The organism is Clostridium sp. AF17-21AC, from assembly GCF_003461365.1.
Lineage (GTDB): Bacteria > Bacillota > Clostridia > Lachnospirales > Lachnospiraceae > Coprococcus > Coprococcus ammoniilyticus.
The window spans coordinates 130,267-154,982 of record NZ_QTWY01000003.1; the positions used below are offsets into that span (position 1 = coordinate 130,267).

Sequence of the window (24,716 nt, forward strand, 5' to 3'; positions counted from 1 at the left end):
CACATTTTATTTTATATTATAGTGTAAGCATAGCTCACTCAATGCATTCGAAAAATCATCCCTTGCAAGCAAGTGATTTTCCAGCATTATATCGTGATTTCATCACTCAATGCATTCGAAAAATCATCTCTTGCAAGCAAGTGATTTTTCAGCATTATATCATGAGCTTATTTCAAGGAGGCACATATGTCTATATTATCATCTATAGAACCGCAAAATGTATTCCATTATTTTGAAGAAATCTGCTCCATCCCACATGGCTCCGGTCATACCGATGCGATCAGTAATTATCTGGCTGCATTTGCCGAAGCACATGAACTGAAATATATCAAAGATGCTTCCAACAATGTCATTATCTTTAAGCCGGGAACATCCGGCTATGAGACTTCCGCCCCTGTCATGCTGCAGGGACATATTGACATGGTTGCTGTGAAAGAAAAGGACTGCCCGATCAATATGGATACCGACGGTCTGAAACTCAAGTTGGAAAACGGCATTATCAGCGCAGAAGGCACGACCCTTGGCGGTGATGATGGAATCGCTGTCGCATTTGCACTTGCAATACTCGACTCTCACGATATCCCACATCCACCACTGGAAGCAGTCTTCACGGTTGATGAGGAGATCGGCATGCTCGGTGCGGCGGCTCTTGACTGCACACCACTTTCATCCCGTATCATGTTAAATCTTGATTCCGAAGACGAAGGCTATCTGCTTGTCAGTTGTGCAGGCGGCGCAACCGCAGATGTTCAGATCCCTGTTAAATGGGAAAATACGAACGAAAAGGCATCTGCCTATAAGCTCTCTGTCGCACATGCCTGTGGCGGTCATTCCGGTGTCGAGATCAACAAGCAAAGTGCAAATGCCAGCAAGGTGTTAGGACGTGTTCTGAACGCCCTTGCAAACGATTTTGATATGAAATTGTCTACACTCTCCGGTGGCTTAAAGGATAACGCCATTCCGACCGATGCAGAAGCTGTCGTTATCTTTTCTGATACCGATATGTCTGACATAAACACACCAGGCCATGCAGATATTCCAGCGAATTCTGCGCACGCAAGTCTTCAGGATCTCATCTCCAAGTGGAATCAGATCATCCGTCATGAATGCACCCATACAGACCCGGATATCTGTATCACCTTAGAGCCTGTTGATCTTCCGACAGCCACAATGACGGATACATCTACCCATACCGTGATCGATGTCTTAATGACTTACCCAAATGGTGTCCGGAAAATGAGCAAAGATATCGCAGGGCTGGTTCAGACTTCCCTGAACCTCGGTATCCTGTCAACGATCAAACCAGACGATCAATCAACAAATGGCATGGTATCTTTTAAAAGCTCCGTCCGAAGCAGTATCGGAAGCGAAAAAGATGCTCTGCTAAACAGCCTGAAATCTCTCGCCACTCTTGCAGGCGGAACATTGACAGTAACCGGAGATTATCCCGCATGGGAATACCGGGAAGATTCTCCGCTTCGCGATCTGATGGTAAAAATATTCAAACAGCAGTATGGAAAAGAACCTGTAATACAGGCACTCCATGCCGGTGTAGAATGTGGAATCTTTGCTTCTAAACTTCCGGGACTTGACTGTGTATCCTTCGGACCGGATATGGACGATATCCACACAACCAACGAATCCATGAACGTGGAAAGTGTCCGCAGAACATGGAAATATACCTTAAAGATATTGAAAGAATTGAAATAATATATCTTAAAAAAAGGAGCTGACACCTAACAATTCTATTGTTATCGTGTCAGCTCTTATCATAAAAGAATCTTTACCTTCATTTTCATAATTACCCTCCCTTATTCCTCTCTCAGATCCCTTAAGATTCTTTGTCTTTTTAATTGAATAACATCCATAAAAATTGCCACTATCTGAATAAACAGAACAAATGCAAGCACCAGTGCTATGCTTTTCCAGCCATCAACTAACACAATATTTTTTGTTATTTCTGACAAATATAAGCGGCACAAAAGTGTCACTATAAAGACAGCTACAATAGATACAACAATTCCCTGACCAATCTTGGTCAGAAGCATCGGCAAAATAATACTGCTGTCTGTGCGGCCAATTGCCTTCAGGATGGCAAAGTTGTGTCTGCGTCGAACGAATGTCAGTGCATGGATATATAAAACTGCCAGGAAATTAATTACCATAATGATTACAAAAATTCCATAAGTACCACCCTGAATCGTTTTCTTATTATCCTGATCCCGGATATAATCTGTCAAAGTATCGAAGAAAGAATATTCATATACAGGTGCATGTGTATTCAGAAACTCTGCTGCCTTTAACTCATAACCCGACTTTACATTTATATTAATAAGTACATTTGTATAATCGAATTGTTTTTTAAACAGCTCTTCAGGAACAATGATAGCGATTCCATTCTGATCCTTCCAGTTTAAGAATCTGCTTCTTCCGAAAACCGGTACTTCTCCCTCTGAAAATACCGGTCCTTCTTCCTCCTGACGACCCGCATACTTTAGTGTATCCGGGATATCATTTAAAATACAATCTTCTGTATTCTTATAATTATCAATTATGATCACTCCTCCAGATTGGACAAACTTATTATAGCTGACCTCCTGTGACATCTCTATTTTTCGGTTATATTGTTTTTCACTGACACCAACAATCTCACACCACACACCCTTTTCATCATCTGAAAATATCAAATCATCTGCATAGTCCATATTGATAAGAGAAGGATCAATGAAAAACTCACCCATAGTATCATAAACCTCATCATAGTAGGAAACGCCCGGTATCAGATTTTCAAAATCGTCCATATGACTGACATCATCGGATATTAGTGAAAACTGTACATCCTGACTTTCCTCAGACAATAACTGATATGATACATAACGATTTACCATAAGAACCAGCATCGTTACCATTCCGATCAAGACAAGAGACAGGAATGAAAATACCTTTTCATAATCTCCGGTATCCCGAATGGAATACCGCATCATGATATTTCCTTTTTCAGATCCACGTTTATCCTTTACCTTATAATTGTTCTTTCCACCTTTCATAATATCGATCATTTTCATTCTTGAACGATATATTAATACAGGACAGATTCCAACTATAAAATCCAATACACAGATTCCCCAAATGACCATATATGAAATTGGCTGGAACTGTGGAGCGAAATGTTCCAGTGGGATGGTTCGTAATGACTGTATAAGCTTAAAGATCAAAATGGTAATATATCTTCCAAGTATAAGTCCAAGCACACATCCAATAATTATCAGAATGAAACCCTCCAGGAAATATGCCGAAAAAATATAGCTGTTTGAAAATCCAAGACTCATTAGGATTCCCTGCTGATTACTTCTTTCACTCATATACGACAGGAAAATATGAATACCAAGAATGAGTGAAGTAAGTATGATTAGTATGATAAAACCCATGAGGAGTTGTCCAATATTGGTATCCTCCAGCCCGCCTGATCTGTCAATCTCTATCGCATTCAGATCTCCATTTGTAATCATATGGTATCCTTCCATAAATCCATGGGCGGTATCACCATTAAAAATCTGTTTGGAACTCAGATCCATATATTTTTTTATTGCTTTATATCCCGGCTGATAGTCCCGTCGATCATTAAAATGAATATAGATGTTGTATAAATTTCCCCGTATACTTCCATTTACGATCGCAACCTTATAGACGTCCTGTGTACTATAATCATAATCATTTAAAATTCCACTAATCGTATAGGTCTGATCCTTGAAGGTAACTGTGTCTCCCAGATCAAATTGTTTAGCAATATATACATTTTTGTATTTGGCTGTTGCCGATATAGCAATCTCATTTTCTTTTTGGGGAAAAATGCCCTTTTCTAATTGGTAATGATTCATAGTGATCGAAGCTGCATCACTATCCACGATGCATAATTCATTATTTACATTTGCAACTATTTTTTCTACACCAAGTGTTGCCTGATCCTTATACTGCTCCAATATCCAGTCACGAACCTTATATGTTACATTATGTAAAGTAATATTATATTCTCCATTTGTCTGATACGCATTTTGCAGCCGCATATCCTGAAATGATATATATGCATTGATCGAGGAAAAGATAAGCATAACAGAAAAACAAATACTTATAATTGCCCGAACCGCTTTTTTCCTGTTGTGCAGGATATTGTGAAATATCAATCGGCACTTCATATTGTTTCCCCTCCTTAATTCTGCTGGATTCTTCCGTCAACAAGATGAATACAGTGATCTGCCTGCTTTGCAATATCAGCATCATGCGTCACCATGAGCAAAGTCATGCCATATTCATTTGTTGTCTGTTTCAACAGATCAATGACACGTCTGCTGTTCTCCGAATCCAGATTACCGGTTGGTTCGTCTGCCAGAATGATCCTGGGTTGATTGATCAATGCCCTCGCGATTGCAATCCGTTGTTGTTGTCCACCTGATAACTGATCCGGATATTTATTTAAAAGATCTTTTATATCTAATTGTTCTGTCAATGTATCAAAATAATCCTTCTTACATTTCTTTACACATTCATTTGCGATCATAATATTATCCCGACATGTAAGAACCGGTATTAACTGAAAAAACTGGAATACCATTCCAATCATTTCCCGACGATATCGTAAACAGTCTTTTTTACCATAGTCCAATATATTCCTGTCTTCAACCAATATGCTTCCAGAATCCGGCTTATCAATCAATCCGATCATATTTAATAATGTTGTTTTTCCGCTTCCACTTTTGCCTGTAATAACTGTAAATGTATTTTCCTGAATATCTGCACTAACGTCATTAAGCGCCAGACAACAGGAATCTCCTTCTCCATACTTTTTTGTCAAATGTTCTATTTTTATCATGATATCCACCTCTCTGCGCTCAATATTTTTATTTAACAAAAGCACGTCATATTTTCCATTTACAGTCGATTTTTCTTATTATAAACAACATGGAAAATATAACGTGCTTCATTATTTGAAGAATCGCTTTCTGCTTAAGCCCCTCTAGCTAACCCTATGCTCGTTGGCAAAAACTTCAAAGCCCTCCGGTTCCTCTGGCTGATAATACTTGTTTCTGCATATATCGGATACCAGCGGTGCAATAACCATTGCAACAGCACAGAGCTGTGCACCAAACTTACAGATCAGTCTGGCTACTGTCTTCTTCATAACCATCTCCCCCTTTCTTATTTTTTGCCCTTTTTATTATCACGGCTAAAACCCAAACCGCATCTACATATTAACACATCTTTTTCAAAATTTGTTGATTTTGGAGTGAGTGGTCGAAATTTGAGAGTGAACGGTAATTTTTGTACCATTCACTCCCGAATTTCGACCACTCACTCTAAAAAAATACATTTTTTACTATTTCATGTTATACTGATTTTATTAATAAAAAGGGGGATTTTTGCTGATGAAACAACCCGGAACATATCTGGCAGATATATTAACAGAAGACGGACAGATACCAAAAGAACAACAATCCATATATGCTTATCTCTTTGACTATCTGATCGAGTCTCTCTTATATGATATCATAGTTCTTATCTTCGGTCTGCTCGTCCATCGATTTGGCATTACCATTTGCTATCTTCTGGTTACTGTCCCGATCCGTCATTTTGCCGGAGGCTTCCATGCAAATACAAGACTTGGGTGTACCCTGCTTTCATATGGCATTTATCTGGCGACTGTTTTTCTCGGTCCGGTTCTTGTGCCATATATAGAACCTGTCGGACTGCTTATTCTATATCTGATTTTCTGGGGTATGATCCTCCCGGTTGCACCGGTTGATACAAAGAACAAACGATTATCTGTAGATCAGCGAAAAAAATTATTTCACCGATGCATCATAACCTGTATAATTATAAGTATCCTTATGATTGTCCTCTATATATGCAGGCAACCACTTTACATGAGTATGATTACAATCTGTATGATGGAAGGCGTGATAAGTTTATACATTGGCATCTGGAAAAACAGGAGGAATTTATGACCTTTCGGCTCGGCATCTGTGATGACACTCAATTAGATATAGCTTGTCTGACAGAACACATTAAACATTATATGATATCTTATAATATTCAGTTTGAAATTGAATCATTCCAATCCGGCGAAGCCCTTTTACAGGCACAGCGTGAGCATCCATTTCAGATTCTTCTGCTCGATATCGAAATGCCCGGAATCAATGGCATGACGATCGCAAGATATCTGCGTGATGAATTATATGATGAATCATTTATTGTATTTGTAACATCCTATCCTGAATACATGCAGGAAAGCTTTGAAGTACAACCATTTCAGTTTCTTACAAAACCGGTAAACTATGTAAGAATTGAGAAATTGCTGTCTGATATCATCCGTCGATATCAACATTCACATGTAACAAAAATTGTAATCGATACAAACGGAGAAGAACACCTGATCCCTGTTAATAACCTTTTATATATTCAGGCAGTGAAAGGTGAAAAACGGTATCTTGAATACCATTTGACAGATACAGTTCTGTATGGCGAAGGAACCATTCAGGAATGGGAAAATCGTCTGGCAACACACAGCTTTTATTCAACTTATCGTGGATATTTGATCAACATTGGGCATATCCAGATCATCCAGCAGACACATGTTTTAATGGATAATGGCGAACAACTTCCAATCAGCAGAAGAAAGATAAGTCCATTACAGCAGTTATATGCCGATCGAATCATACATGTATTAAACTAAGTTTTTATAGAGGAAAGAGAATCAATGTCAACATACATTACATTGTTAAGTTCTGTAATTGATAATATCGTATTATATTTATACCTTCAGACAATGTTTGAAAAAAGAAAAGATAAAGTACACTTTTACTGGCTGATACTTGCATTTTTATTATCTGATTTTATCTTCTGGAAGATAACTGCGCCTTTTAATGCTGATGTATCAAACATGGTTACCCTTTTCCGTACCTCACTGACAAATCTGAGAACCTTTCTTCTCTCTTTCTTTTTTGTCTCCGGGGTTATTTATCGTGTATTGGTAATTGTAAGCTACTCCATCATAATCTCAATCTGCGAGGAACTTGCCTACTATATTATTGCTCATTTTACGAATGTTACGATTCAATTCGACACCCTCCCTGAAATAACATTTACATCCATTTCTTTTATATGTGATCTGTTAATCATCTTGATTATCATGGTCATTCACATTATTAAAAAGAAAAAGGCCGGTGTAAAGTCAAAAAAATATGCAGCACTTCTGATCCTTATTCCGGCCTTATCCTGCATATTGGTTCTGTTGCCATCCTTTTTCCACATGAATAAAACCGACCCTGATGCTTACCTGATTCTTGTCATCTTTCTGCTTATTATTAATATCGTAAACTACATACTGCTTCAGAGCGTCTTAAAAGCTGAATCACTTGCCCAGGAAGCAGGACAGCTTACCGAGCAGGTAAACTATCAGCGACAAAAATACCAGCAGCTTGGAGATGCCTATAAAAACATTCGTGGATTCATGCACGATACAAAAAAGCATCTGTTCTATATTGAAACCTGTGTAAATGAAAAGCATTATGATCAGATCATTCCATATGCCAGAGAAACCATGTCCGATCTGGAAGCCAGATATTGTACTGTAAATACAGGGAATCTAGTCATTGATGCTTTTATAAGCAATCTGATGCTTCGGACTGTCCGCCACAACATCAAACTCACAACCAAACTAAAAATTGACAATGATCTTGTTCCATGTGACGATTATCATATGACTATCATTCTTGGCAACCTGTTAGACAATGCGTTAAATGCCTGTCTGGAAGAACATGGTGGTGAGATTAACATCAATATTCAAACGGTTGAACATACCTTTACGATCTATATTACAAATACCTATCACTTCCCTGTGGGAAAAGAACCTCCGGAAGATATTGAAAATCTGGACTTCATACATGGATACGGTCTGAAAAATGTAAAGAACTCTGCAGAAGCCTGTGGTGGTTTCTGTCTGATCAACTATAATCCAGGACTTTATTCTGTAACCGTTATCATTCCAGAAAAAAAACGAACTACCTGAAACATATAAAATATTTCCCTGTCAACCAGAGATATACCCATGTGTTTCCGGTAGTTTTCTTTTTATCAGAATATATATCCTTAAGCCGAAAAAAAGCCCCAACCCAGCAGCTTCAAATATCTGCCAAATTAGGACTTTTGTAGTGGGCCGCCGGGGGCTCGAACCCCGCACACCCTGATTAAGAGTCAGGTGCTCTACCAAATGAGCTAGCGGCCCGAAGTCGTTTTTATTTTGTTATCTCGCCGACAACGAAATTGATTATATAACATAGTTTATCCAAATGCAAGCATTTTTTTCAAAAAATTTTAACTTTTTTTAATATCGGTTATTTGCATAGATTTTATGCAGATTTTTGTACTTTTTTCCTATTGATTTTTACCTTCTTCTATTGTAGCAGCGCGGTTTCTTTTCTCTCTTGCAGCAATCCTGATTCAAAATTTTTTTCACTTCCTCATATCCCCTGTATAAACAAACACACCATTTGTTAAATCCTTTTTTGCAGTAACAGCATGCAGTCACCTTTTTCTGAAATTTATGATTTCCCATTCACAAAAACACCTCCGCTTTTCATCCAACTTCTGACGGACAAAAACCTCATCCCCACCAAAAAAAGCCTCCTATACCATATTATATGAAGAAACCGGAATAAGTTCCCGGTAATTCCTGATATCACCATCAAAACCCACGAAAAAACATAAAAAAAACAGCCCCGCTATTTACTTTAAAACCCTAATATTGATATAATGGAACAATGAGCAATGCAGAATTATATATATGTAGAACGAGCGGAAGCTTGCTTACGGCGAGTTCTATATATATATAATTCTATAGTGCGAAGCACTACACCGAGCCGTCAGGCGAGGTGGGCATTGCGAATTGACCACATGGTGGGCATTGCGATCCACCACAAAGCCGTCAGGCGAGGTGGGCATTGCGAATTGACCACATGGTGGGCATTGCGAATTAAGATTATTTTGGAGGAACACCCTCGTGAGACTTAGAAACGTAAAAGGCTCCAGAGAGACAATCGCCGACAACAAATACGTCGTACACGACGAAGAAAGCATGAAAGGCAAATGGAGCGAATTTTTTGGAAATACAAATCCCATCCACATCGAGATCGGTATGGGAAAAGGACAATTTATTATGGAGCTTGCCAGACGGAATCCGGATATCAACTATCTCGGTATCGAGAAATATTCCAGCGTTCTAGTGCGCGCCATCGAGAAACGTGAACAGGAAGAAGGCATGACCAATCTTTATTTTATAAGAATGGATGCCGAATATATCGAGAATGTCTTTGCAGAGAATGAAGTAGCAAATATCTACCTGAACTTCTCTGATCCATGGCCAAAAGATCGCCATGCCAAGAGACGTCTGACTTCAACTCACTTTTTCGAACACTACGATCATATCCTTGCGCCGGACGGACGTGTTATGTTCAAGACAGATAACCGTCCATTATTTGACTTCTCCTTAGAGCAGGTTCCGGAAGCAGGATGGACACTTGAAAACTACACATATGATCTGCACCATTCCGAATACAACGAAGGAAATATCATGACAGAATACGAAGCAAAGTTTTCTGCTCTTGGTACCCCGATCAACCGGCTGGTTGCATATCGAACAAAGAAATAGCATTGGAGAATAACCGTTCATGAAGATAAGAAAGAACCCGAAGAAAAACAGGACAAGACATGCAATTCCTGTCGTTATCCTGTCCACTGTTCTGTTATTTACCATGAGCGTTTTCTATATAGACAGCACGTCATCCTCTGCTGCCGGAACAGACCATTTGTTTCTTCCAGACAGTACAGTTACGAATACGGCATCTGATGACTCTACAAACGAAGGATCAGATAACAGCACAGATGAGGATGGAACAACTGAATACTTAGTTACAACCGAGTACCCTGATGAACCGGGCAAAGCACCGGAGCTTGCGTCCAACTATGCCATCGTACTGGACGCAAATACTGGGAATATTCTATATCAAAAAAACGCTTTTGATAAACAGTACCCGGCAAGTATCACGAAGATTATGACCTTCTTACTTGCCATTGAAAATACAAAGCTGACCGATACTGTAACAATGTCACACGATGCCGTCTTCGGCATTGATCGAGGAAGCAGCCATATCGGTCTGGATGAAGGTGAACAGATCTCTATGGAGGATGCCCTCTATGGTATGATGCTGGAATCCGCAAATGAAGTTGCATGGGGCATCGGAGAATTTGTCTCTGGTGGGAGCATCGAAGATTTTGCTAAGATGATGAATGAACGTGCAGTCAAGCTTGGCTGCCTTGGCACTCATTTTGTAAATGCAAATGGTCTTCCGGATGAGAACCATTATACCACCTGTTATGACATGGCATTAATAACCAAAGCCTGTCTGAAACACGATGAATTTCGTAAAATAACAGGTACCAGAAATCATGTCATTGGACCGACAAATATTTGCGAGGAAGAACGCCAGCTCTGGCAGCACTGTAAAATGACAAATCCCGACAGCAAATATTACTATGAATACTGCGAAGGCGGTAAGACCGGTTATACAAATGATGCATTAAATACCCTTGTTACCTGGAGTAAAAAAGGTGATACCGAACTGATCTGCGTTCTGATGAACTGTAACGGTGCAGCAAATACCTACACTGACAGCAAAGCCATCTATGAGTATTGCTTCCGGAATTATAGTCTCCAGACACCTCTGGCCGACTATACCTTTGACAGCACCCAGACATCACAGACGCTTGATTATTTGAACTCCTATTACAAGACTGATTCCGGTTCTGATATTACATTGCAGATTGATAAGGACTATAAACTGAATTTTAATAAAAATGATGATATTAAGAAATTAACTTACAGTATCGAATATAACAAAGAACCGGTAAAAGATGGAGATACTTATACCGTGGGGCATCTGATTCTCTCCTATGGCGGAAATATGATAGGAACAACAGATCTTACCGTAACCGGCTATAACCCGGATGGGAAACAGATTTCATCAAATAACACAGAACATGTAGCCGGTGCAACAGTTGCAGCCTCTGCAGCAAAAAAGAAGCTGTCGATCCATCCATTGTGGATCATTCTTGCAGTTCTGCTTCTTCTTGCCGTATTGTTTGTGGCCTATCTGATCCATATACAGAAAGCAAGAAAGCATCAACGCGCGCTTCAGGCAGCAAGAAAAAAACAATATGAAGAACGCAGACGACAGCTTCAGGAAACATTTGATAATGACCTTGACGAGTAAGGTACAATAGAAACAACAAAACCTCTTAACAGATATAGAGGAGAATGGAGAATATCATGGATATTTCAACAACGGAAAATCTGAAAACAGTGCGGGATTCCAATCAGGAAATTCTGGACTACTTCAACGAACTGTATGTAGAGAAACTGGAACAGATCCAGGCTCTGAAAACAGAACAGTTTGAATTAAAGATTAAAATTGATGAACTTATGAAAACACTGGAGGTCTACTCCTTTAAAAACAGTGCCGGACATAATGTCTTTTCTCCATTTTCTACAACGACAACAACGCAGGAAGAAAAAGCTGCACAGATTGAACAGGAATTAAAAGAGCTGAACGCTTCTAATGCTGCTCTTACAACAAAGATCCACTGCTTACAGGCAGATGCCGACGAGCTGAAGGGCAGGATCACACGCATTCATACAGCAACCAAAAAGCTGGATGCTTTTCTGGATGAAATGGCAGAAGAATTCACAAAGGAAGCGGTTGCATTGGAAAAAGAGCCGGTTGAAGAAGACCTTCCGGTTATCAATCATGGCTTCAATATTCTTCGTCTGAAAAAATACGATCAGGATAAATTAGTACAATCCTTACATACCGATATTCTGGAGCAATTAGATCGAACCAGACATACTCTGGATTCCCTGTCATGGCTGATCAAGTCGGATGTCAACCGGGCAAAGATCACACTTGATGAACTCATCGACTCAACTGCATCCATGGAAGATTCTCTGAATGCTATCCTTTTGGGACTTACCGGTGACATTGATGCAACTGTACCGATTGAAACCTTATTAGAAGATACCATTTTCCGATACAAAGATGCTTATCCAGAATGTGTCATTGAATCTGACATTGACTGTCCGGATGCTTCGATCGAGATTCCGGAAATTATCACGATCAGTCTGATCCGTATACTGTGTGAATGTCTGGACAATGTATATAAGCATGCAAATGCAAATCGTGTTGGTATCAACATTCAGATCTACAGTGATCAGATATCGGTACATATCAATGATAACGGCATCGGCATTGATGAGAATTACAGTCACACCTCTCCATGGAACAGTGGACTTCACCGCATTCAGGAGATTATTTATTTGTTAAATGGACAACTTAAGATAGAAGGTGATATCATCAGTGGAACAGATATCCGTTTTTCTATCCCGATTGAAATAATGTAGATTATGGGTTCTCCCCCTTAATTATGAAATGAAAGAAAAATAAGGACATTTCCTTAATATATAAGAAAGAATTTGAAAGGACAACCTTAATTATGAAAGAAAAAATCGTAAATCTGATTGCAAATCATGTAGAAGGCATGACTGCTGAAGAAATTGCAACTTTTATTGAGATACCACCAAAGCAGGAGCTTGGCGACTATGCATTTCCTTGCTTCAGACTGGCAAAGACTATGCACAAAGCACCAAACCTGATCGCAGCCGATATCAAAGAAGCTATTGGTGATATTGATTTTCTCGATAAGATCGATGTTCAGGGCGCATATCTGAACTTCTTCGTAAAGAAAAATATCTTTGTCCAGACCATGATCGAATCAGCATTAAAGGACAACTTCGGCGGTTCCGATGAAGGTGCAGACAAGGTTATCTGCATCGATTACTCCTCGCCAAACGTAGCAAAGAACTTCCACGTTGGACACCTCAGAACTACTATCATCGGTAATTCCCTCTATAAGATCTATTCCAAACTCGGCTATAAAGTAATCCGTATCAACCACTTAGGTGACTGGGGTACACAGTTTGGTAAGCTGATCGTTGCATATAAGAACTGGGGAACAAAGGAAGCAGTTGAGAAAGATGGCGTTGCCGAGCTTATGCGTCTCTATGTGAAGTTCCATGAAGAAGCAGACCAGAATCCGGAGCTTGTAGATGAAGCAAGAGCATGGTTCAGCAAGATGGAGCATGGGGATGAAGAAGCACTCTCGATCTGGCAGTGGTTCAAGGACATCAGCCTTGTAGAATACAAACGTACCTATGACCTTCTGGGTATGGATTTTGATTATTATCTCGGTGAAAGCTTCTATCGTGACAAATGTCAGGAAGTTGTTGACCAGTTGACAAATGCGAACCTGTTAAAGGAAAGCGAAGGTGCTATGATCGTAGATCTGTCCGACTATGATATGGCTCCATGTATCGTTACAAAGAAAGATGGAAGCTCCATCTATGCAACCCGTGATCTGGCTGCTATTTTCTATCGTAAGAATACCTATCATTTCACAAAATGCTTATATGTAACCGGACAGGAACAGAAGCTGCATTTTGCACAGGTATTCAAGGTAGTTGAGCTTCTTGGAAATGACTGGGCAAAGGATTCTCTGGTTCACATTCCTTATGGACTGGTAAGCTTAGAGGGTGCAAAGCTTTCAACCAGAAGCGGAAATATCATCTATGCAGAAGATATTCTGCATGATGCAATTAAAAAGAGTTTTGAAATCATCTCAGAAAAGAGCCCGAACCTTCCTGATAAGGAAGAAGTTGCCAAGATCGTCGGCGTTGGCTCTGTTCTGTTCAATGACCTTTATAACCAGCGTATCAAGGATGTATCCTTTAGCTGGGATAAGGTATTAAACTTTGACGGTGAGACCGGTCCTTATGTTCAGTACACACATGCAAGATGCTCCAGCGTTGTAAGACTTGCTGAGAATTTCGATCCTGCAAAGCCGGTTGATTACAGCACGATCTCTGAACCGGATGCTATGAATCTCTTAAAAGAGATCAGCCGTTTCCCTAAGGTTGTATCGGATGCAGCAGAGAAATACGAACCATCTGTTGTTGCAAGATTCGCTGTCGATGTTGCTCAGGCATTTAACAAATTCTATAACTCCACACGTATCAACGTACCGGAGGAAAATGTAAAGAATGCCCGTGTCATGCTGACATACCTTACAAAGAAAACTCTTCACGATGCATTAGAGCTTCTCGGAATCAATGCACCGGAAGCTATGTAAATCAGGTGATCTTTCATGTCGAAACGATTAAATAAGACTATTAAATGGGATAAACTCGATAACACTGCCAACCTGTTTCCTGTCATTGTAAGCGAAAATGTAAGCAACGTTTATCGTATTTCCGTTACATTGACAGAAGACATAGATGCAGAGCTCCTGCAAAAGGCACTGGATAAGATTCTTCCATTTTTTGATGTGTTTAATCACAAACTAAAAAATGGGATCTTCTGGTATTACTTTGAAGCAAATGAACGACCTGCTCCAAGGGTAATGCCAGAAGACACATACCCTTGTCTGTATATCAATCCCTTTACAAATAATGAATATCTGTTCCGTGTTACCTACTATCAGAAACGGATCAATCTGGAAGTCTTTCATGTCTTAACAGATGGAAATGGTGCTCTTATTTTCCTGAAGGAACTGACTTATCAGTACCTCCGGTACAAATACCCGGAACTTGCTGAAAAAGCAGGTAATACCTTAAATGCAGATTCCTCGTTGGATATCGAGGACAGCTACAAGAAGAACTATATAAGACCTGCCAAACGTTCCTATAAAACGGAAAAAGCAGTTATCTTAAAAGGTGAAAAGCTGCCTTTTAATCATTTTGCTATCCTGCACGGCTATATCCCGGTTTCCGAGATCAAACAGGCGGCAGCAAAATATGGTGTAACCATCAACCAGTATCTGCTTGGAACATTTACATGGGCAATCTACAAAGAATACCTGAAAGGGCAGCCTTCCAAGCGTCCGATCAGCACCGTTGTTCCTGTAAATCTTCGCCCATATTTTAATTCCAATACAACGAAGAACTTCTTTGCCGTTGTCTCTGCTTACTTCAAGCCGGAGAAGGATACTTATACATTTGAAGATGTTCTGCACATCATCGCAGATAGTCTGAAGGAACAGATCAATAAAGAAAATCTGGAGAAGCTGTTATCCTATAACGTTTCCAATGAAGTGAATTTTATTATCCGTGCCGTTCCGCGTGTCTTTAAGAGCATCGCCATGCGCCGTATTTATAAAGCTTCATTAAAAGCAAATACATCAACGATCACCAACCTTGGAGTTGTATCCGTTGATGATATATATAAGGAATATATCGACCGCTTCCATGTCGTTCTGTCGATGTCCAAAGGACAGTTCATCAAAGGAAGTGTCATCAGTTATAAGGATACACTGGTCTTCACCTTCAGCTCTGCCATTCGTGAAACATTTATACAGAAAGAATTTTTCCGCCAGATGGTTCGGGATGGGATTCATGTATCGATAGAAAGTAACGGGGTGTATTATGAGTAAATGTAGACGTTGTAATATAGATGTTCTGGATCACTCCCTTTCATGCCCTTTATGTAACGGAGTTCTGGAATATGATCCGGTGAAAGATCCGGAAAGCGAAAAAGACTTTCTTGACCATAGTCAAGAAACTGGTGAAAAGTCAAAATCTGTTATGTATCCGGACATCACACCTGCAATGCGTCGTATGCGATTTGTTATCAAACTGACAATTTTTTGCAGTATTGTTGTAGAAGGAATCCTGATCCTGATCAACTACCTGACATATTCAAAGGTCAAATGGTCAGCTCTTTGTGGAATCGGACTTGCATATGCCTGTTTTTCACTGATCTATTCATTTAGGCACAATAAGAGTCATCGAAAAAAAATGCTGGTACAGGCAATTTTCATCATGCCCGTTCTTGTATTGATTGATTATATCCTTGGATATACCGGGTGGTCAATTGACTTTGCAATACCTTGTGTTATTGCAATGCTTGACATTGCAATTCTTGTATTGATGATTATTAATACCGAAAACTGGCAATCCTATATTTTATTACAGGTATATATCATTATTATCTGTGTGATCCTGACAATACTTATGCTTACCGGAAAGTTCTTCAAACATGATTTCTTTATGATCATTGCAGATATTATGAGTGCTCTGTTGCTCGGTGGTACACTGGTGTTCGGAGATCGACCTGCAACAACAGAACTAAAACGTAGATTTCATGTATAGAATTATATTTCAGGCATAGATATTATTTTATAAATGACATCACAGATAATATTCTACAAATATAAATATCTTAAAATACAAATTATCTTATAGTAAAAGCAGTGCCAGCAATTATTTTTCGTTGTGCACTGCTTACTATTAACTAAATTTAGAAAGAGAGATTTTATTAAATGGCACTTTTAGATAAATTAACCTCTGGTTCTTCTACTCCTCCTGATACTTCAGGAATGAGCAAACAGGCAAAGCTTGTATGTGAACTGGTCGCTGATTTTAACAGCAATAATCTTCTTACGCAGATCAGAAATAACAATCGTTCCAAAAGCGACATTGATAAAACATACAAATATCCCGATCACTTTACCAGTGAATTGATTGAAACTAAAAACTTCAAAATGGAACTGTTAAAGTGGAAAAATTCTCATAATCCATATGTTGTCCTGCAACTTCATGGTGGTGGTTATGTTGGAGCTTTTAAAACACAGTATCGTATGTTTGCCGGATTATATTCGGAACTTGGAAAAGGTGCATCCGTATTATCCATTGACTATCGGGTTGCTCCTGAAAATCCATATCCTGCAGCATTAAATGATGCTTTATATGCATATGATTGGCTGCTAAATCATGGATACTCGGAAAACCATATTATTCTTGCTGGTGATTCTGCAGGTGGCGGACTGGCTATGGCTCTCTGCCATTATCTTACAGACCGTGACCGTATTCTTCCTGCCGGAATCGTAGCTATGTCACCATGGACAGATCTGACTGCAAGCGGATCATCCTATACAGAAAACTTTGAGATTGATCCTCTCTTTGGCAATACAAATGAAAGTCTGATCTATAACAGTGTATATCCCGGAAATCACGATCTGACAGATCCATATATTTCACCATTGTTTGGAGATTTCACCGGTTTTCCTCCAATGCTGATTCAAGTTGGATCAAATGAGATGCTTTTATCCGATTCTGTTCTGGTTGCTGAAAAAGCCAAGTCACAAGGTGTAAAAGTACGCTTATCGATCTACGAGAATATGTTCCATGTATTTCAAATGGGTATGACTCTTATGCCCGAGTCCAAAAAGGCATGGGTGGAAGTTTCCAAGTTTTTAGAGCAGATGATGGTGTTATAGAATGTTTCACGTGAAACACTCTATATAAATTTTTTCAACATTTTTCAAAATAATAGTAGATATTTCTACACAATGGTGTTATAATAAGAGCATCGAAGACGCAGTCTACGTTTCGATAAGATTGATGTGACTACACATGATATAGCAAAATTTAATCCCCCCCTTTTTTTAAATTGCTCTTTCCGGAGCCGCTATATTATGTTACGTCACATCTTTCCTTTTTTATTAGACTATTACAAAATTCCCGTTCTACTGATTATTCAATAATTAGTGTAACGGGATTTGTAATATATAGAGATATTTTCATTTCATTAATCCTATTATAGTGATATAATGGAACACGGAATCAATAAACAAACATTTAATCTGTTGGCATAATACAATAAAATTACATATTATGAAAATCATATATATTATATGAATAAAAGATATAGAAAACAGCTACATGTCTTCTTTAGCTAATAATCACTTAATTATATTATATAATATGTATGTTCACATATGTAGAGAAAACAATTATTGGAAATATAGAATGTTTCACGTGAAACACAAAAAGGAGAATATCAAGTGGGAAGAATTATCGCAATAGCCAACCAGAAGGGTGGCGTAGGGAAAACTACAACTGCAATCAATCTTGCGGCATGTCTTGCAAAAAAAGGAAAGAAAGTCTTAGCAATTGACATGGATCCACAGGGAAATATGACCAGTGGACTTGGAGTTGATAAGAATTCCCTTGAGTACAGTGTTTATGATATGTTAAACGGTGACTGCAATTTAGGCGAATGTATGCTTATCGACGTTTACCCTGATATCAAAGGACTGAATCTTCTCCCAGCCAGCAGAGAGCTTGCAGGTGCAGAAGTAGAATTTGTTACAGTGGAAGATCCACAGTATATTCTTAAAAACCATATCAAGAATGTAAGACGTAAATTTGATTATATTATCATCGACTGCCCTCCTGCTCTTGGAATGTTAACAGTAAATGCCTTAACAGCAGCCAATACTGTATTAGTTCCAATTCAATGTGAGTTCTTTGCATTAGATGGATTATCCCAGTTAATTTACACCGTTAATCTGATACGGAAACAATTAAACAGACTACTTACGATTGAAGGGATTGTATTTACCATGTACGATTCCCGTACCAATCTGTCAATGCAGGTTGTAGATAATGTAAAACAAAATCTGAATCAGCATATTTACAACACTATTATTCCAAGAAATGTTCGTCTGGCTGAATCCCCAAGCTATGGAATGCCAATCATTGCATATGATCCACGATCTGCCGGAGCTGAACATTATATGATGCTGGCTGATGAAGTCATAGCAAATGATTATTACAAATAGAAAGAAATCAAATGACTCACAGGAGGAAATAAAATGCCTGTAAAAAAAGGCCTAGGCAGAGGTCTGGATCAGTTAATTCCTACAAATGATCCACCAAAGAGTAAATCAAAATCTGCTTCCAGTGGGACAACAAAAACTGTCACAAAAGAAGTTGTGAAGGAAGTTGTAAAAGAAGTAGAACAGAAAATTAAAATAACACAGATTGAACCAAACCAATCACAGCCAAGAAAGCAATTTGATGAAGATGCTTTACAGGAACTGGCTGATTCTATCAAACAATACGGAGTGTTAGAACCTCTTATTGTAACAAAAAAAGGAAAATTCTATGAGATTATTGCCGGTGAAAGAAGATGGCGTGCTGCCAGGATGGCCGGAATAAAGGAAATACCTGTTGTAATCCGAGAATACACAGACCGTGAAATTATGGAGATCTCTCTCATAGAGAATATTCAGCGTGAGGACCTGAATCCGATTGAAGAAGCAATGGCATATGAAAGTCTTATCAACGAATATAGTCTTACACAGGAAGAAGTAGCTGAAAAGGTTTCAAAGAATCGTTCAACGATTGCAAACTCTCTTCGACTTCTGAAATTATGTGATGAAGTTCGTCAAATGATCATAGAAGACAAGCTGACAACCGGACACGCCAGAGCGTTAATTCCGATTGAGGATGCTGCTCTACAGACAGAAGCTGCAAACTTTATATTTGATAATAAATTAAGTGTTCGTGATACAGAAATCTATGTCAAGAAACTACTTAGTGCACCAAAAGAACCAAAACAGAATAATGTGGACACAAAAGATCTTTCTATCTTCTACAATGATATTGAAAGCCGTCTGAAAAATATTTTGGGTGCAAAGATTGAAATCAAATCAAAAAACAATGATAAAGGAAAAATTGAAATAAATTATTATTCTCAGGAAGAATTGGAAAGAATAACAGAGATGTTATATTCTATTCACAGAGAATAATTGGAAAGGAAATATCAGAATGAACAGTTCTTTACTAGATAAGATTGGTATTGACCCTGCCATTATTTTAATCATACTTCTTGTACTCGTCATCGTTTTATTTGGACTTGTATTCTATCTTATGGCGAATATAAAGAAAAGAAATAAAGATATCAAACGCCTTTTAAGTGGTAAAACGGCAGGTGATATGGAAGAAATTATATTGGATCGATTTGCTGAAATGGATGCTGTGAAGAACAATTCCAAGCGGCTTACAAAAGAACACAAAGAGATCCAGGAAACACTTGCAGCATGTATCAGCAAAATCGGACTGGTCAAATATGATGCATTTGAGGGAATGGGCGGAAGTCTTAGCTTCGCAGTTGCATTTCTCGACAGTCGTAACAATGGTGTAGTTTTAAATTGTATGCATTCCAGAGAAGGATGCTTCGCTTATGCAAAAGAGCTGATCAAAGGTGAATCCTATGTAGCTCTTTCTGATGAAGAAAAAGAAGCCATTGAACGTGCAAAAACGCTTGATGAAGAGATTGCTGATATTATGGAAGAAGAATAATAAATCATAATAAAAAACAATTAAATATAATAAAAAATAATTATAATTGACTATAGTCAAAAAAATATAAAAGCATGTGAGAATAAGTATAAACAACCTTATTCCATATGAACCAGGAGGAATATCAAAAAATGATAGACATTAAATTTTTAAGAGAGAATCCAGATGTAGTAAAACAGAACATTAAGAACAAATTTCAGGACAGCAAACTTCCACTTGTTGATGAAGTAATTGAACTTGATGCCCAGGCAAGAGCAACTCAGCAGGAAGCTGACGATCTGAGAGCGAATCGTAATAAGCTCTCCAAACAAATCGGTGCATTAATGGCACAGGGCAAAAAAGAAGAAGCTGAAGAAGTAAAAAAACAGGTAACAGAACAGGCAGAACGCTTATCTGAATTACAGGAAAAAGAAACTGAACTTCAGGCAAAAGTAAAAGAGATCATGATGGTAATTCCAAATATCATTGATCCATCTGTTCCTATTGGTAAAGATGATTCCGAAAACGTAGAAATTGAACGTTTTGGTGAGCCGGTTGTTCCTGATTTTGAGATTCCATATCACTCAGAGATTATGGAACATCTTCATGGACTGGATCTTGATTCAGCAAGACGTGTAGCAGGAAATGGTTTCTACTATCTGATGGGTGATATCGCAAGACTTCATTCTGCTGTTATCTCTTACGCAAGAGATTTCATGATTGACAGAGGATTTACCTATTGTGTTCCTCCTTTCATGATCCGAAGTAACGTCGTTACTGGTGTTATGAGCTTTGCAGAAATGGATGCCATGATGTATAAGATTGAAGGCGAAGACCTTTACCTGATCGGTACATCTGAACATTCCATGATCGGTAAATTCATCGATCAGATCATTCCGGAAGAAGAACTTCCAAAGACACTTACAAGCTATTCGCCTTGTTTCAGAAAAGAAAAAGGTGCTCATGGTATTGAGGAACGTGGTGTATACCGTATTCATCAGTTTGAGAAACAGGAAATGATCGTTGTCTGCAAACCGGAAGAAAGCAAAATGTGGTTTGATAAATTATGGCAGAACACCGTTGATCTCTTCCGTTCACTTGATATTCCTGTACGTACACTGGAATGCTGCTCCGGTGATCTCGCAGATCTGAAGGTTAAATCACTGGATGTAGAAGCATGGTCTCCACGTCAGAAGAAATACTTTGAAGTAGGAAGCTGCTCAAATCTGGGTGATGCTCAGGCAAGAAGACTTCAGATCCGTGTAAAGGGTGAAGACGGTAAGAAGTATCTTGCACATACCTTAAACAACACAGTTGTTGCTCCACCTAGAATGCTGATTGCTTTCCTTGAGAATAATCTTCAGGCAGACGGCTCTGTAAGAATTCCGGAAGCACTCCGTCCATACATGGGTGGAAAAGATAAGATTGAAGCTTAATTCCATATTTATTAATTAAATATACTTTTTTGACCATAGTAAAATAAGTTAAGAATCAGAAAGGAGGTGTCTGTGTGCACAGTTATTTACGTTCCATTGGATTTTCCGACATTAAAAACAGACGGCAGTTAACTCCGATCACAAAGGAGATCATTGCCAACCCAACAACAAAAAACATTGTAACTGTTGATGCAGACACCCGTCTGGTTCAATTAAATAAGGACTTTGGAAAACACTTCGGTATCTCTCTTGTCGGAGAAATGGACATCGATAATACCATTTCATTTGAATACTATTTTCCCTATGTCCGCAGTTCTTTCATTATGAATCAGGAACGGATCTATATAGAAAAACATGGTGATAAAGAATCCTATGCCGGTGTCTGTGAAGACTATAATCTGGGCATGACACTCATCTTCTTTCTGACAAATATTTCTGATTATGCAAATACAAAATGGATGAACTATTCCAACCATCTGATCACTAAGGCTTATATGTCCGGACTGTCAACAAGCGGTAAAGTTATTCTTGATATTGAACAGCTTCCACCTGCAAACAGAGAACATAAATGTTCCTCTGTTAATCGAAACAAACTGATCGAAGCTGCCAGACAAGGAGACCGTTCCGCCATGGAAAGCCTTACATTAGATGATATGGATATCTATACACAGGTAAGTCGCCGTGCACATTACGAAGATATCCTTTCTATCGTAGAAACGAATTTCATGCCATATGGCATTGAAACAGAACATTATTCTATCATAGGAAATATTCTGGACTGCAGCCTGTGCGAAAATGATTATACAAAGGAACCTGTATACCTTCTGAATGTGGAAACAAATGAAATGCTGATGGCTATAGCGATCAATGAAAAAGATCTGCTCGGTACACCTGCTCCAGGTCGCCGGTTCAAAGGCGAAATCTGGCTCCAGGGAAATGTTATTTTTTAAGAAATTGACATTTCTTACATTCTTGGGTATCATAGTAATGTTGGGTTTATTATATATTTTCCCCTTCTGCATTTGTAGCTCAGCAGGATAGAGCGTCCGCCTCCTAAGCGGAAGGCCGTGGGTTCGAATCCCGCCAGGTGCATTTTAGTGCATATAAATTAATTTGAAAGTATACGACAGTTATTTTCATATAACAAATCAAAGGATTAATACACATGAACTATATCGTAATGGATCTTGAGTGGAATCAAAGTTATTCCGGTCATATCGGAGAACATCCCCGAATGCCGTTTGAAATAATCGAAATCGGTGCGGTTAAAGTAGATAAGAACTATCGCATCATTGATGAATACTCCAGTTTGATAAAACCCCGGATCTATAAAAAATTACATTCAAAAATCAGAACCATTTTAAATTATGATGAAACGGATCTGGCAAAAGGAAGAGGATTTAAAGAAGTCTGTACGGAATTTCTGGAATGGTGCGGTAAAGATTATATCTTCTGTACCTGGGGTCCCATGGATCTTACCGAATTACAGACAAATATGGCTTTCTACTATATGGACAAGCTTCCTCGTCCTTTGAAATTTTTAAATCTTCAGCAGATATATGCAAACATGGTCGACCCAACCGGTTCTACCGTCAGTAAACTGGAAAAAGCAGTTGCAGATTTTAATATACCGGAAGATGAACCTTTTCATTCTGCTGTAAACGATGCCAGATATACCGCTCTTGTTTTAAAAGAGATGCATCCAAGAAATTTGAAAGATTTATACAGCTTCGATCTGTATATTCATCCTACAAAAAAGGAAGAGGAAATTGTAGCCATACATAATAATCAGTATGAATACATTACAAGAGAATTTTCAAGCAAGCAGGAAGCAATGGACGATAAAGATATTGCCTGTATAAGATGCTACAAATGTAACAAGAAGATCAATAAGAGGCTTGAATGGTTTTCAAACAGTCCGTCTTCTTACATCTGTGCAGGGAAATGCTGGCACCATGGTTATTTCAGTGGAAAGATAAAATTTAAACCACTTGATAACGGAAAATACTATGTTGTTAAAACAATTAAACCAATAGATAAAAACGGTGTTGAAGCTATCAAACAAAAACAGACAGAAATTCGAGAGAGACGTAAAGAAAAACGGCACACTCGTACTACAAGATAATATTCTAACATTTGATAATAAAACGAACAGATCATTTTTCTGTATATTTTCCTAATAAAAATGGAGCAGGTTTACAAATACCTGCTCCATTTTTATATAATGTCTTTCATTGATATTATATATATTTTTCATTTCTACTATACTTTTTTATTTTTCCTTCATTCCAAGAGGCTTCTTTGTCGCTGTTCCTGCTTTTCTTGGATACTCCTCCGGTGTTGCTGCCATCTTCTTTACAAATACAAAGCAACGCTCCATATCCGTATCAGGTATCGTTGTATGAAAGATATTCTCTACCTGTCCTCCAAGGATACGAATCGCCTTTTTTCCTGCATGTATTTCTTCATCCAGTCCGGATGCCTTATATGGAATAAAATATCCACCTGTCTTAACAAATGGCATACAAAACTCTGATAAAGAGGATAAATTTGCAACCGCTCTTGATACCGCAAGATCATACTTCTCACGATACTGTGCATTTCTTCCACCATCCTCAGCTCTGCTGTGAATAGCTTCTATATCGTCCATCTCAAGTGTCCGGATAACCTCATTTAAGAACTTTACACGCTTATTCAGGGAATCCATTAATGTTACCTTTAAACCCGGAAAAGCGATTTTAAGCGGTATTCCGGGAAATCCTGCTCCGGTCCCTACATCTATGACTGATAAAGATTCATCCAGCTTTTTATATTTTGCAAGCAGAAGACTATCTGCAAAATGCTTTATAATGACATCTTCCTTCTCTGTGATGGCTGTCAGATTCATAACCTTATTCCACTCTACCAAAAGCTCATAATATCTCTGAAACTGCTCTAACTGATGATCATTTAATTCAATATCTATCTTCTTTGCTAATTCACTTAGTCGATCCATA

The 24,716-nt window shown here is 38.5% G+C and carries 21 protein-coding genes and 2 tRNA genes; 18 read left to right on the forward strand and 5 right to left on the reverse strand.

The window, feature by feature from the left end:
- Nucleotides 1-186 precede the first annotated feature (186 nt).
- Nucleotides 187-1,710, forward strand: a complete 1,524-nt coding sequence (locus DWW85_RS05695; protein WP_117807934.1) for an aminoacyl-histidine dipeptidase — start codon at nt 187-189, stop codon at nt 1,708-1,710.
- A 101-nt stretch (nt 1,711-1,811) separates the two neighbouring features.
- Here the strand turns inward: DWW85_RS05695 and DWW85_RS05700 are convergent, their stop codons facing one another.
- From DWW85_RS05700 to DWW85_RS12680, 3 genes are all read right to left on the reverse strand, one after another.
- The gene (locus DWW85_RS05700; protein ID WP_117807936.1) at nt 1,812-4,193 is read right to left on the reverse strand and encodes an ABC transporter permease; all 2,382 of its coding nucleotides are present in this window, start codon (nt 4,191-4,193) and stop codon (nt 1,812-1,814) included.
- 14 nt (nt 4,194-4,207) lie between these two features.
- On the reverse strand, nt 4,208-4,867 hold the full coding sequence (locus tag DWW85_RS05705; RefSeq protein WP_179960553.1) for an ABC transporter ATP-binding protein: 660 nt from the start codon (nt 4,865-4,867) through the stop codon (nt 4,208-4,210).
- 144 nt (nt 4,868-5,011) lie between these two features.
- Nucleotides 5,012-5,176 carry a hypothetical protein gene (locus tag DWW85_RS12680; protein WP_181986509.1) on the reverse strand — a complete coding sequence of 55 codons (165 nt, stop codon included), beginning with the start codon at nt 5,174-5,176 and terminating at the stop codon, nt 5,012-5,014.
- Between the two features lie 244 nt (nt 5,177-5,420).
- On the opposite strand from DWW85_RS12680, the gene DWW85_RS05710 reads away from it, so the two are divergent.
- The 3 genes from DWW85_RS05710 to DWW85_RS05720 all read left to right on the forward strand — a co-directional run bounded on the left by DWW85_RS05710 (nt 5,421) and on the right by DWW85_RS05720 (nt 8,062).
- A complete protein-coding gene (locus DWW85_RS05710; protein ID WP_117807938.1) occupies nt 5,421-5,999 on the forward strand; it encodes an accessory gene regulator B family protein in 579 nt (192 codons plus the stop codon).
- Between the two features lie 71 nt (nt 6,000-6,070).
- Nucleotides 6,071-6,727, forward strand: a complete 657-nt coding sequence (locus DWW85_RS05715; RefSeq protein WP_242996054.1) for a LytTR family DNA-binding domain-containing protein — start codon at nt 6,071-6,073, stop codon at nt 6,725-6,727.
- 24 nt (nt 6,728-6,751) lie between these two features.
- Nucleotides 6,752-8,062: a GHKL domain-containing protein gene (locus tag DWW85_RS05720; RefSeq protein WP_242996056.1), complete on the forward strand. Its 1,311-nt coding sequence runs from the start codon at nt 6,752-6,754 to the stop codon at nt 8,060-8,062.
- A gap of 143 nt (nt 8,063-8,205) precedes the next feature.
- Here DWW85_RS05720 and DWW85_RS05725 read toward each other — a convergent pair.
- Nucleotides 8,206-8,278: transfer RNA gene (locus DWW85_RS05725), tRNA-Lys, on the reverse strand.
- Nucleotides 8,279-9,052: 774 nt separating this feature from the next.
- On the opposite strand from DWW85_RS05725, the gene trmB reads away from it, so the two are divergent.
- The 14 genes from trmB (at nt 9,053) to DWW85_RS05795 (ending at nt 23,845) form a co-directional block, all read left to right on the forward strand.
- Nucleotides 9,053-9,700, forward strand: a complete 648-nt coding sequence (gene trmB, locus DWW85_RS05730; RefSeq protein WP_117807942.1) for a tRNA (guanosine(46)-N7)-methyltransferase TrmB — start codon at nt 9,053-9,055, stop codon at nt 9,698-9,700.
- Between the two features lie 19 nt (nt 9,701-9,719).
- Nucleotides 9,720-11,321: a D-alanyl-D-alanine carboxypeptidase family protein gene (locus tag DWW85_RS05735; protein WP_117807944.1), complete on the forward strand. Its 1,602-nt coding sequence runs from the start codon at nt 9,720-9,722 to the stop codon at nt 11,319-11,321.
- 56 nt (nt 11,322-11,377) lie between these two features.
- The gene (locus tag DWW85_RS05740; protein WP_242996057.1) at nt 11,378-12,505 is read left to right on the forward strand and encodes an ATP-binding protein; all 1,128 of its coding nucleotides are present in this window, start codon (nt 11,378-11,380) and stop codon (nt 12,503-12,505) included.
- A 92-nt stretch (nt 12,506-12,597) separates the two neighbouring features.
- Nucleotides 12,598-14,289, forward strand: coding sequence for an arginine--tRNA ligase (gene argS, locus DWW85_RS05745; protein ID WP_117807947.1), 1,692 nt, complete (start codon nt 12,598-12,600; stop codon nt 14,287-14,289).
- A gap of 15 nt (nt 14,290-14,304) precedes the next feature.
- Nucleotides 14,305-15,588, forward strand: coding sequence for a hypothetical protein (locus tag DWW85_RS05750; RefSeq protein WP_117807949.1), 1,284 nt, complete (start codon nt 14,305-14,307; stop codon nt 15,586-15,588).
- Nucleotides 15,581-16,306 carry a DUF6320 domain-containing protein gene (locus tag DWW85_RS05755; protein WP_117807951.1) on the forward strand — a complete coding sequence of 242 codons (726 nt, stop codon included), beginning with the start codon at nt 15,581-15,583 and terminating at the stop codon, nt 16,304-16,306. The genes DWW85_RS05750 and DWW85_RS05755 overlap by 8 nt, the downstream gene beginning before the upstream one ends.
- Nucleotides 16,307-16,476: 170 nt before the next feature.
- Entirely contained in the window at nt 16,477-17,433 is a 957-nt protein-coding gene (locus DWW85_RS05760; protein ID WP_347470671.1) for an alpha/beta hydrolase, read from the forward strand.
- Nucleotides 17,434-18,000: 567 nt separating this feature from the next.
- Nucleotides 18,001-18,780 (forward strand): AAA family ATPase, encoded by a 780-nt coding sequence (locus DWW85_RS05765; protein WP_021944277.1) that lies wholly within the window; start codon nt 18,001-18,003, stop codon nt 18,778-18,780.
- Between the two features lie 33 nt (nt 18,781-18,813).
- The gene (locus DWW85_RS05770; RefSeq protein WP_021944276.1) at nt 18,814-19,752 is read left to right on the forward strand and encodes a ParB/RepB/Spo0J family partition protein; all 939 of its coding nucleotides are present in this window, start codon (nt 18,814-18,816) and stop codon (nt 19,750-19,752) included.
- A 19-nt stretch (nt 19,753-19,771) separates the two neighbouring features.
- Nucleotides 19,772-20,305 (forward strand): DUF4446 family protein, encoded by a 534-nt coding sequence (locus DWW85_RS05775; RefSeq protein WP_021944275.1) that lies wholly within the window; start codon nt 19,772-19,774, stop codon nt 20,303-20,305.
- Nucleotides 20,306-20,436: 131 nt separating this feature from the next.
- The gene (gene serS, locus DWW85_RS05780) at nt 20,437-21,720 is read left to right on the forward strand and encodes a serine--tRNA ligase (protein WP_117807953.1); all 1,284 of its coding nucleotides are present in this window, start codon (nt 20,437-20,439) and stop codon (nt 21,718-21,720) included.
- 74 nt (nt 21,721-21,794) lie between these two features.
- Nucleotides 21,795-22,670 (forward strand): DUF3881 family protein, encoded by an 876-nt coding sequence (locus DWW85_RS05785; protein ID WP_021944273.1) that lies wholly within the window; start codon nt 21,795-21,797, stop codon nt 22,668-22,670.
- A gap of 68 nt (nt 22,671-22,738) precedes the next feature.
- Nucleotides 22,739-22,812: transfer RNA gene (locus tag DWW85_RS05790), tRNA-Arg, on the forward strand.
- A gap of 73 nt (nt 22,813-22,885) precedes the next feature.
- Nucleotides 22,886-23,845: a 3'-5' exonuclease gene (locus DWW85_RS05795; RefSeq protein ID WP_117807955.1), complete on the forward strand. Its 960-nt coding sequence runs from the start codon at nt 22,886-22,888 to the stop codon at nt 23,843-23,845.
- 147 nt (nt 23,846-23,992) lie between these two features.
- Here DWW85_RS05795 and rsmG read toward each other — a convergent pair whose 3' ends face one another.
- A complete protein-coding gene (gene rsmG, locus DWW85_RS05800) occupies nt 23,993-24,715 on the reverse strand; it encodes a 16S rRNA (guanine(527)-N(7))-methyltransferase RsmG (RefSeq protein ID WP_117807957.1) in 723 nt (240 codons plus the stop codon).
- Nucleotide 24,716 lies beyond the last annotated feature (1 nt).

What these genes read in the sequence shown, in the direction of transcription:
- DWW85_RS05755 (WP_117807951.1), top strand. Translation starts at nt 15,581, where the DNA reads ATGAGTAAATGTAGACGTTGTAATATAGATGTTCTGGATCACTCCCTT.
- DWW85_RS05740 (WP_242996057.1), top strand. Translation starts at nt 11,378, where the DNA reads ATGGATATTTCAACAACGGAAAATCTGAAAACAGTGCGGGATTCCAAT.
- serS (WP_117807953.1), top strand. Translation starts at nt 20,437, where the DNA reads ATGATAGACATTAAATTTTTAAGAGAGAATCCAGATGTAGTAAAACAG.
- argS (WP_117807947.1), top strand. Translation starts at nt 12,598, where the DNA reads ATGAAAGAAAAAATCGTAAATCTGATTGCAAATCATGTAGAAGGCATG.
- DWW85_RS05760 (WP_347470671.1), top strand. Translation starts at nt 16,477, where the DNA reads ATGGCACTTTTAGATAAATTAACCTCTGGTTCTTCTACTCCTCCTGAT.
- DWW85_RS05735 (WP_117807944.1), top strand. Translation starts at nt 9,720, where the DNA reads ATGAAGATAAGAAAGAACCCGAAGAAAAACAGGACAAGACATGCAATT.
- DWW85_RS05695 (WP_117807934.1), top strand. Translation starts at nt 187, where the DNA reads ATGTCTATATTATCATCTATAGAACCGCAAAATGTATTCCATTATTTT.
- DWW85_RS05705 (WP_179960553.1), bottom strand. Translation starts at nt 4,867, where the DNA reads ATGATAAAAATAGAACATTTGACAAAAAAGTATGGAGAAGGAGATTCC.
- DWW85_RS05770 (WP_021944276.1), top strand. Translation starts at nt 18,814, where the DNA reads ATGCCTGTAAAAAAAGGCCTAGGCAGAGGTCTGGATCAGTTAATTCCT.
- DWW85_RS05750 (WP_117807949.1), top strand. Translation starts at nt 14,305, where the DNA reads ATGTCGAAACGATTAAATAAGACTATTAAATGGGATAAACTCGATAAC.
- DWW85_RS05775 (WP_021944275.1), top strand. Translation starts at nt 19,772, where the DNA reads ATGAACAGTTCTTTACTAGATAAGATTGGTATTGACCCTGCCATTATT.
- DWW85_RS05715 (WP_242996054.1), top strand. Translation starts at nt 6,071, where the DNA reads ATGATATCTTATAATATTCAGTTTGAAATTGAATCATTCCAATCCGGC.
- DWW85_RS05710 (WP_117807938.1), top strand. Translation starts at nt 5,421, where the DNA reads ATGAAACAACCCGGAACATATCTGGCAGATATATTAACAGAAGACGGA.
- DWW85_RS05795 (WP_117807955.1), top strand. Translation starts at nt 22,886, where the DNA reads ATGAACTATATCGTAATGGATCTTGAGTGGAATCAAAGTTATTCCGGT.
- rsmG (WP_117807957.1), bottom strand. Translation starts at nt 24,715, where the DNA reads ATGGATCGACTAAGTGAATTAGCAAAGAAGATAGATATTGAATTAAAT.
- DWW85_RS12680 (WP_181986509.1), bottom strand. Translation starts at nt 5,176, where the DNA reads ATGAAGAAGACAGTAGCCAGACTGATCTGTAAGTTTGGTGCACAGCTC.
- DWW85_RS05700 (WP_117807936.1), bottom strand. Translation starts at nt 4,193, where the DNA reads ATGAAGTGCCGATTGATATTTCACAATATCCTGCACAACAGGAAAAAA.
- DWW85_RS05720 (WP_242996056.1), top strand. Translation starts at nt 6,752, where the DNA reads ATGTCAACATACATTACATTGTTAAGTTCTGTAATTGATAATATCGTA.